General features: G+C 68.3%; 4 protein-coding genes. 2 read left to right on the top strand and 2 right to left on the bottom strand.

The window, feature by feature from the left end; genetic code table 11:
• Window positions 1–107: 107 nt before the first annotated feature.
• Window positions 108–494, bottom strand: a complete 387-nt coding sequence (locus tag Q4I23_RS32240) for a c-type cytochrome (protein ID WP_498528943.1) — start codon at window positions 492–494, stop codon at window positions 108–110.
• Window positions 491–673: a DUF3553 domain-containing protein gene (locus tag Q4I23_RS32235; protein ID WP_014198307.1), complete on the bottom strand. Its 183-nt coding sequence runs from the start codon at window positions 671–673 to the stop codon at window positions 491–493. The genes Q4I23_RS32240 and Q4I23_RS32235 overlap by 4 nt, the downstream gene beginning before the upstream one ends.
• Before the next feature lie 231 nt (window positions 674–904).
• Between Q4I23_RS32235 and Q4I23_RS32230 the strand changes: the two genes are divergently transcribed.
• On the top strand, window positions 905–1,549 hold the full coding sequence (locus Q4I23_RS32230; protein WP_498528942.1) for a histidine phosphotransferase family protein: 645 nt from the start codon (window positions 905–907) through the stop codon (window positions 1,547–1,549).
• 331 nt (window positions 1,550–1,880) lie between these two features.
• Window positions 1,881–2,281: Hpt domain-containing protein (locus Q4I23_RS32225; RefSeq protein WP_498528941.1), on the top strand; the 401-nt coding region annotated here is incomplete at its 3' end.

The following is a 2,281-nucleotide window of genomic DNA, read 5'->3' as shown; positions in this document are numbered from 1 at the left end:
CGAGATAGCTGTTATAGTCTCGTGGGCTCGGAGATGTGTATAAGAGACAGGGGGCGGCCCGGGGCCATGCTCGCCGATCTCGATCGCTTCCGCCCGCGATCCCGGACTTATGGCGCCGTGGCTTCCCTCAGATAGGCGACCAGATCCCGGCGGTCAGCCGCGCTGGTGATGGCCTGCATCGGCATCTTGCTGCCGGGGGTCATCACATCGGGGCCGATCTCGAACAGCCGGGCCACCGCCACCTCGTCCCAGACGATGCCGCTGCCCTTCAGCGCCGGGGAATAGTGATAGCCCTCCACCGCTCCGGCGGGGCGCCCGAACAGCCGCCACAGCGTCGGGCCGGCGCGGTTGCCGCCGTCCGGAGTGAGCGTGTGGCAGAAGGCGCAGGCGCGGAACAGCGTCTTGCCGCGCTCCGGATCGGGCGCGTCGTCACCCAGCGCGGGGCTGCCGGCGGCCAGCAGGAGGAGGGCGGCCAGCGGCAGTTTCCCGCTCATGGCGCGTCGTCTGGATCGGTGACGGTCAGCGCGACCACGGATGTGTTGATGAGCAGCTTCCCGGCGTTCTCGAAATTCACGGTGACGCGGTCGCCGATGGCCGACTGCACCTGCCCCAGGCCCCAGTCGGGACGGGCGGGGTGGCGCACCCAGGCGCCGGGAACCAATGAATCGTCCATGCCGCGCCTCCTGCATCCGCCGGAATTGGTTATCGCTTTCGCGGGATGACCGTGGAAAAGCGGCGGCATCCGCGCTCCTGGAATGATACAAACGAACGTCGCCGCCGGCCATCTCCATGGGGCACCGGCATGCAACAGAATGCCGCCCGGCCAGGGTAAGTTCCCAGGGCTGCGGCCATGGTCGCCACCCGGTTTGCCGGAGGTCGGCCGTCAACGAACTGGAGACCACCCGTGCCGCTTGACATCCGCGTGATCGAGCTTGTCGCTTCCCGCATCTGCCACGACCTCGTGAGCCCGGTGGGAGCGATCCGCAACGGGTTGGAGCTGATCGAGGAGATGGAGGACGAGCCCGCCGGGGGCTTCATGGGCGAGGCTGTGAAGCTGATCGAGCATTCCTCCGGGCAGGCCGACCGGCGGCTGCGCGTCTTCCGGCTGGCCTACGGCCTCGCCGGGCGCGAGCAGAAGGGCTTTGGCGACACCCGCTCCTCCGCGCAGGGGTTGCTGGAAGGCGGGCGCACCACGCTGGACTGGCCGGCGGGGGTGCCGAACGACCAGCTCGCCTTCAAGCGCGGCGCGTCGAAGGTGCTGCTCAACGTCATCATCCTGGCCGACGAGGCGCTGACCCACGGCGGCACCATCACCGTCGCGGCGGAGGGGGACGAGCAGGCGGGGCGCTTCACCATCACCGCCGCCGGGCGTCCCGGCGCCCTCAAGGACGAGTCCGCGGCGGCGTTGGCCGGCACGGTGGCCGCCGCCGACCTGACCCCGCGCAGCATCCACGCCTACATGACCGGGCGCTTCGCGGAGGACGACGGATACCGCGTCGCCGCCATCCCGGCCGGGCCGGACCGGCTGGTCTTCACCGTGGAGTGGTGACGCGGCCCCCACCGGGGGCGTGACCCGCGCATCGACGTGTTTCAAACCGCCGCCGGTCCGGTGCGCGGCACTTCGTCATGGCTGCGTGGAGCGTGCTCTGCGGTCATAGGCCGCCGCGCCGGCGCCGGCCGCGCGGGCTGTGACTTTTGGCCGGTGGGCTCGGCACGACGGCGGAGCCCGAGAGTGGTATCGAAGGAGGTAAGGTTCTCTTAATCAGTGTTTGACAGGCTCCCACCGTAGCTGGAAAGGCCCGTACCGGCGGCGTCGCGCACGCCGCCCTCCGGACGGCCCGGCCGGAAACGGATACAATTGCGGGCGTGGGGATCGTGACATGGATGATCTGCTCTCCGAATTCCTGACGGAAACCAACGAGAACCTGTCGGTTCTCGACGTGGAACTGGTCCGTCTGGAGCAGAATCCCAACAATCCGGAACTTCTGTCGAACATCTTCCGTCTGGTGCACACCATCAAGGGCACCTGCGGCTTCCTCGGCCTGCCGCGCCTGGAAAAGGTCGCGCACGCCTCGGAAAACGTGTTGGGCAAGTTCCGCGACGGTGAACTGACCATCAACCCGGAAGCGGTCTCGCTGATCCTCCAGGCGCTGGACACCATCAAGAGCCTGCTGGCGGTGCTGGAGGCGACGGAGGCGGAGCCGCCGGGCGACGACCTGCCGCTGATCGAGCGGCTGAACCCTGTCTCTTATACACATCTCCGAGCCCACGAGACTATAAC

This window comes from Azospirillum sp. UFLA03-27, assembly GCF_059803775.1.
This window is presented reverse-complemented; position numbering and strand designations above follow the sequence as displayed.

Coding starts and splice junctions, on each gene's coding strand:
- Q4I23_RS32240 (WP_498528943.1), bottom strand. CDS start 494: ATGAGCGGGAAACTGCCGCTGGCCGCCCTCCTCCTGCTGGCCGCCGGC.
- Q4I23_RS32235 (WP_014198307.1), bottom strand. CDS start 673: ATGGACGATTCATTGGTTCCCGGCGCCTGGGTGCGCCACCCCGCCCGT.